This is a genomic window from Thalassospira sp. MCCC 1A01428 (genome assembly GCF_002115825.1).
In the GTDB taxonomy this organism is placed as follows: Bacteria; Pseudomonadota; Alphaproteobacteria; order Rhodospirillales; family Thalassospiraceae; genus Thalassospira.
Genome location: NZ_JFJZ01000093.1, coordinates 1 through 5,655 on the forward strand (window position 1 = coordinate 1; position 5,655 = coordinate 5,655).

The 5,655-nt window shown below is 54.8% G+C and carries 6 protein-coding genes and 1 pseudogene; 6 read left to right on the forward strand and 1 reads right to left on the reverse strand.

Annotated features, from left to right (window positions below; genetic code table 11):
- Positions 1 to 220 (forward strand): annotated as a pseudogene (locus THS27_RS27020) (hypothetical protein); the annotation flags it as partial.
- A 74-nt stretch (positions 221 to 294) separates the two neighbouring features.
- Here THS27_RS27020 and THS27_RS25530 read toward each other — a convergent pair.
- Positions 295 to 990 carry an IclR family transcriptional regulator gene (locus THS27_RS25530; protein WP_168185017.1) on the reverse strand — a complete coding sequence of 232 codons (696 nt, stop codon included), beginning with the start codon at positions 988 to 990 and terminating at the stop codon, positions 295 to 297.
- Positions 991 to 1,268: 278 nt separating this feature from the next.
- Between THS27_RS25530 and THS27_RS25535 the strand changes: the two genes are divergently transcribed.
- The 5 genes from THS27_RS25535 to THS27_RS25555 form a co-directional block, all read left to right on the forward strand.
- The gene (locus tag THS27_RS25535; protein ID WP_085595735.1) at positions 1,269 to 2,462 is read left to right on the forward strand and encodes a CaiB/BaiF CoA-transferase family protein; all 1,194 of its coding nucleotides are present in this window, start codon (positions 1,269 to 1,271) and stop codon (positions 2,460 to 2,462) included.
- The gene (locus THS27_RS25540; RefSeq protein ID WP_085595737.1) at positions 2,459 to 3,262 is read left to right on the forward strand and encodes a citryl-CoA lyase; all 804 of its coding nucleotides are present in this window, start codon (positions 2,459 to 2,461) and stop codon (positions 3,260 to 3,262) included. Before THS27_RS25535 ends, THS27_RS25540 begins: the two co-directional genes overlap by 4 nt.
- Positions 3,263 to 3,295: 33 nt before the next feature.
- A complete protein-coding gene (locus THS27_RS25545; RefSeq protein WP_210403018.1) occupies positions 3,296 to 4,282 on the forward strand; it encodes a tripartite tricarboxylate transporter substrate binding protein in 987 nt (328 codons plus the stop codon).
- A gap of 66 nt (positions 4,283 to 4,348) precedes the next feature.
- The gene (locus tag THS27_RS25550) at positions 4,349 to 4,780 is read left to right on the forward strand and encodes a tripartite tricarboxylate transporter TctB family protein (protein WP_085595739.1); all 432 of its coding nucleotides are present in this window, start codon (positions 4,349 to 4,351) and stop codon (positions 4,778 to 4,780) included.
- A 1-nt stretch (position 4,781) separates the two neighbouring features.
- Positions 4,782 to 5,655: tripartite tricarboxylate transporter permease (locus THS27_RS25555; protein ID WP_210403019.1), on the forward strand; the 874-nt coding region annotated here is incomplete at its 3' end.

Genomic DNA, 5,655 nt, shown 5'->3' on the forward strand with positions numbered 1-5,655 from the left:
GAACATTCCGACTGTGCCGATCATTCTGGGTATTTTGCTGGGCAATGAAATGGAAAAGAACCTGCGCCGGGCGCTGGAAATTTCCAATGGCGATGTCAGTACATTATGGGGATCGCCCTTGACGATTGCCATCTGGGTGCTGGCCATTGTCGGCTTTATCGCCCCGTTCGTTTTTGGTCGTTTCCTGCGTCCGAAAAAAGACCCCTCCGTCGCACCTTAAGGCGACCTGTAATTTAGCAAAACGGGCGCAAGGTTATTCCTTGCGCCCGTTTTTTATCACACATTATCAAAGGCTTAACGAACCAGCGCCCCGCCCTCATCAAGACGTCGAACCGCTTCCTTAAGTGCTTGAACACATTTTTCAATCAATGCGCCATCAAACCGTGTAATCAGCCCCGATACCGAAACTGCCCCGGCAATACCACCATCATTCCAGAATACCGGAACAGCAACGGCGGCCACTTCAGGGTCTCGTTCTCCTTGCGAGACGGCATATCCGGCTTCGCGAATTGCCGGTTCGTCACCGGTATTAAGGCAATCTTTCGACCAGGCCATCAATACCCTGGCACTTGCCCCCGCCGTTAACGGAAACTGAGCCCCTTCATTGACGTTGTGGCGAATGGCCCGCATCGGTTCACTGCGAAACAGGCAAACACGGTTTTCTCCCTCGCGTACATAAAACGACGCCGTTTCACCAATTTCATCAGCCAGAATTTTCAATTCCGGACGAATGATATCTCCCAGATTGAATCCCCGTCGATAGAGGGAGCCCAATCTCCAAACGGTTGCTCCCAGTCGAAACCGCCCATCGCTTTGACGGCGGATATAGCCAAATTTTTCAAGCGACACAGCCAACCGCAAAATCGTGCTTTTGTAAAAGCCCGTGCGCCGGGAAAGATCGGCCAGACCCAAAGTTTCCGATTGTCCATCAAAGCAATCAAGCAGGCTCAATGCGCGATCTACCGCGTCGACCCCCTTTTCGTCAGACATAACATCGTTCCATTTAACAGAATTTCGTTCTGGACCACAGAATATCGTTCTGTTAAATAGAATCAAATTCCAACAAACAGAACAATAGGCCAGTTGGGAGGAATCAATGAGCAAGGCTGTCAGCCCTGTCAAGACGTCAGATGCCAATGCCTCGTATAAAACTGGCAGTGGAAGATACCAGCATCCGGCTTCCTGGAACCGATCCCTCCTCATTCAAAACGCATAGCCGGGTTTTGCCCCATCGCACCATACGTTTTGAAATACCGCCGGAGGAAAAGATGCAACGACCGCTGGAGGGCATTCGTGTCCTTGACCTTACCAACGTATTGGCCGGACCCTTTTGCTGCCATCAGCTCGCCCATATGGGGGCCGAGGTCATCAAGGTTGAAGCACCTGGCCGTGGCGATCTGGCCCGGCAGTTGGGGGCGGACCCCGAATTAAGCAAAAAAAACATGGGGATTTCCTTTCTGGCCCAAAATGCCGGCAAGAAATCCGTAACTCTCAATCTGAAACACCCTGAAGGCAAAAAGCTGTTAAAGCAGCTGGTCGAAACAGCGGATGTCCTGGTCGAAAACTTTCGTCCCGGCGTGATGAATCGTCTTGAGCTTGGCTATGACGTTCTGCGCGAAGTTAATCCAAAACTGATTTATTGCGCTATTTCCGGTTTCGGGCAGGATGGTCCCTGGTTACACCGCCCCGCCTATGACCAGATCATTCAGGGCGCGTCGGGTCTTATGTCCATTACCGGCGATACGCAAAGCGCCCCTTTGCGCGCCGGCTATCCGATTGCCGATACGATTGGCGGTCTTACCGCCGCCCTAGCCATATCCGGGGCATTGAATGCGCCACAACGGGGCACCTTCATTGATGTTTCCATGCTCGAGGCAACCATCGCGACAATGGGCTGGGCTGTATCAAACTATCTGATCGGCGGGATAGAACCCACAGCCAACGGCAATGAAAACCTCACATCGGCACCATCAGGCACGTTTGAAACCGCAGATAACCCCCTTAACATTGCCGCAAACAAGGACGAACAGTGGGAAGCACTGGCGCATCACCTTGGCCGCGAAGAACTGTTAACCCGACCGGAATATGCCACCCGCGAAGACCGCAAAGCCAACCGGGCGGCCTTGAAGGCCGATCTTGAAACAACGCTCCGAACGCGTCCGGCGCGGAACTGGGCGCGTGAACTTAATGAAATCGGCGTACCGGCAGGTGCCGTGTTCAGTGTCCCCGAAATCCTTGCCCACCCACAAATTGCCGACCGGGGCATGTTGGCAACCTTCAGCGATACCCCGGATGTCGGACGCGACATCACCATCGTTAGAACCGGCTATAAAATTGACGGCGCGGCACCCGATGTATCAACCCCTCCGCCAGGTCTGGGTCAACACAATGACGAGATCTACCGATCACTGGGCATTGACGACGAAGCCCTGGCTAAATTGAAGAAGGAAGGAACGTTATGAGCGACGTTTCCGATTGGTGGCGCACTTCCATCATTGAAATGGAACCCGGTAAAATCAGTTTCTGCGGTTACCCAGTCGAGGAACTGATAGGCAATGTCAGTTTTCCGCAAATGATCTGGCTGATGACACGCGGCGAATTACCCGGTCAGGATCAAGCAGCACTGCTTGAGGCAGCCCTTGTTGCCGCTGTTGATCACGGCCCCCAGGCCCCCTCAATTGCGGCGGCCCGCATGGCCGTTACATGCGGTTTACCCTTGAATGGCGCAATGGCATCCGCTGTCAATTTCCTTGATGACGTCCACGGCGGTGCCGGGGAACAGGCCGTTGAACTTTATCATATGATTGATGAAGCCGGCGGGCCCGAACACACATCGGAAATGCTGGTCGAATGGCAAAAAAGCCGGACAAAATATATTCCCGGTTTTGGTCACCGTTTTCATAAACCGGTGGATCCACGCTCCCCCCGCTTGCTTGGTCTTGTCGACGAAGCTGCTGCCAAAGGCGTGGTATCGGGCCGCTTTGCTGCCATTGGCCGGTCTATTGAAGAATCTCTTGCCCAAACCAAAGGCAAAGCCGTTCCGATGAATATCGACGGAGCTACTGCCGTTATCTATGCCGAGCTTGGCTTTCCAGCCCCGCTTGCTCGCGGCCTTTTCTGTTTGTCTCGCAGTGTTGGTGTCATTTCACATGCCTGGGAGCAAATGGGTCAGGGAGGACGGAACAAGGGTCCGACTCCCCCATCCTACCGGTGGACCTACGATGGCCCGCCGCGTATGCCGGGGCGCATTGCCCCAAAATAAAATCAATAGTCACACCAATAATGGGAGGTATCAGTGACGCGTTCTTTAATCAAAGCACTTACAATTGCGGCTTCGATGGTCATCGTTTCCACTGCCGCACACGCATTCGAACCCGAGCAACCTGAATGTATTGCTCCGGCCAATGCTGGCGGCGGCTGGGACTTTACCTGCCGTCAAATCGGCAAGACCCTCTATGACCTTAAAACCATCGCCAGCCCGATGCAGGTGGTTAACATGGCTGGCGGTTCCGGCGGTGTTGCCTATGCCGAAGTCGTTTCCAAGCGTAATGAAGACAATGACCTGATCGTTGCCGCCTCTTCGGCAACCACCACCCGTCTGGCCCAGGGGGCATTCCCCGGCTCCACCATGGATCAGGTTCGCTGGGTCGGGACCATTGGTGCTGACTATGGCGTCATTGCCGTTTCCAAGGATTCCGACATCAAAACCCTGCCGGAACTGTTTGAAAAAGTTAAAACAGATCCAAAATCACTTGCTTTCGCAGGTGGGTCGGCCGTTGGCGGCTGGGACCATCTTAAAGTTCTGCTTGCCGCAAAAGCAGCCGGAATTAACGATATTCGGAAAATCAAATACGTCGCCTTTGAAGGTGGCGGGGAAGCCGTCACCCAGCTTCTGGGCGGCCATGTTCAGGTATTCACCGGCGACATTTCCGAAGCCAAAGGCTTTGTTGATTCAGGCGATCTGAAAATCCTTGCCGTTCTCTCCGAAGAACGCCTGCCGGGCGAGGAATTCAACAAATTCCCCACCGCCAAAGAACAGGGTATCGACGCTGTCGGGGCAAACTGGCGTGGTTTCTATGCCCCCAAAGGCATGAGCGATGACGCATATGACTATTGGGTCAATGCCATCAAAACCACCTATGCCAGCGACGAATGGAAAGAAGTCATGGCCAATAACGGCCTGATGCCGTTAAACAAATTTGGTCCGGATTTTGAAAAATTCGTTAGCGACCAGATTTCCTCGACCCAGACGCTCAGCCGCGAAATCGGCCTGATTAAATAAATACCGCCCTCCTGTGGCGCCGCACTCCATCGGGGTGCGGCGCTCTCTTCATTTTGGAGAAGAGCCATGAGTGACAGAGCCCTGGGCGTTGCATGCCTGTTGCTATCTGCATTCTATATTTTCATGGCGACCCAGATTCAAACCAGCTTCATTACCGATTACCTGGGACCAAAGTTCTTCCCGATCCTGATTGGTGTGTTGCTGGCGATCGCCGCCATTTTCCCGATCCTCAAGCCGGATCCCGAGCCTGACTGGCCCGGGGCTGCGCGCATGATCGAAATCGTCTTCGCCGTGGCTGTCATGGTGGCTTACACCTATGCACTGCCGGTGGCCGGTTTTGTTCTCTCCACCGCCATCACATCGGGCATTCTAAGCTGGCGCCTTGGGGCAAAACCCGTTGCCGCCGCCATTGCCGGTGTTTCGATCTCTGTGGGCATTTACGTCGTGTTCCACCTTGTTCTTCAACTCTCGCTGGCCCGCGGGCCCTGGGGGTTCTGACATGGATGTATTATCGCAACTCGCCGACGGTTTTGCCGTTGCGCTCACCTTCCAGAATCTGGCTCTCGCCCTGGTTGGCTGTTTTCTTGGCACTATCATCGGGGCCTTGCCCGGTCTGGGCCCGTCCAACGGTGTCGCCATCCTCATTCCGGTGGCCTTTACCCTTGGCCTGCCCGCTACACCGGCCCTGATTTTGCTGACATCGGTTTATTACGGCGCCATGTATGGCGGGCGTATTTCGTCGATCCTGCTCAACATTCCCGGCGATGAACCCGCCCTGATGACCACGCTGGACGGCTACCCGATGGCGCAAAAAGGCCAGGCGGGCGAAGCCCTGGCCCTGTCGGGCATTGCCTCTTTTGTTGGTGCTTTCTTTGCCACCTGGGGGCTGGTCTTTCTGGCACCGCAGCTGGTCAAGGTTGCCCTGCTGTTTGGCCCGGCTGAATATTTTGCCCTCTTTGCCCTGGCCTTTGCCACCCTGGGCGGGGTGGCCTCGCAAAACCAGGCCAAAGCCGTGATTGCCGCCATGATCGGCCTTGCCATTGCCATGGTCGGTGTCGATCACCAGACCGGCGTGCCGCGCATGACCTTTGGCAATATCCACCTTTACGAAGGCATCGACTTCCTTGTTGCCATCGTCGGCCTGTTTGCCATTTCCGAAGTTCTGCTGTTTTTGGAACACAAAACCGGGTCGGCCCCCAGTGCGCAAACGCATAAACTGGCCCGGGTAACCGCCCCGTGGTCAATGCTGAAAAGCACATCGGGTGCCATGGGCCGCAGCACCATCATCGGCTTTCTGGCCGGTGTATTGCCCGGTGCCGGCGCATCGCTTGGCTCGTTCGTTTCCTATACCATTGAAAAGAAAATCAGCGACA

What these genes read in the sequence shown, in the direction of transcription:
- THS27_RS25530 (WP_168185017.1), bottom strand. Translation starts at nt 990, where the DNA reads ATGTCTGACGAAAAGGGGGTCGACGCGGTAGATCGCGCATTGAGCCTG.
- THS27_RS25535 (WP_085595735.1), top strand. Translation starts at nt 1,269, where the DNA reads ATGCAACGACCGCTGGAGGGCATTCGTGTCCTTGACCTTACCAACGTA.
- THS27_RS25540 (WP_085595737.1), top strand. Translation starts at nt 2,459, where the DNA reads ATGAGCGACGTTTCCGATTGGTGGCGCACTTCCATCATTGAAATGGAA.
- THS27_RS25550 (WP_085595739.1), top strand. Translation starts at nt 4,349, where the DNA reads ATGAGTGACAGAGCCCTGGGCGTTGCATGCCTGTTGCTATCTGCATTC.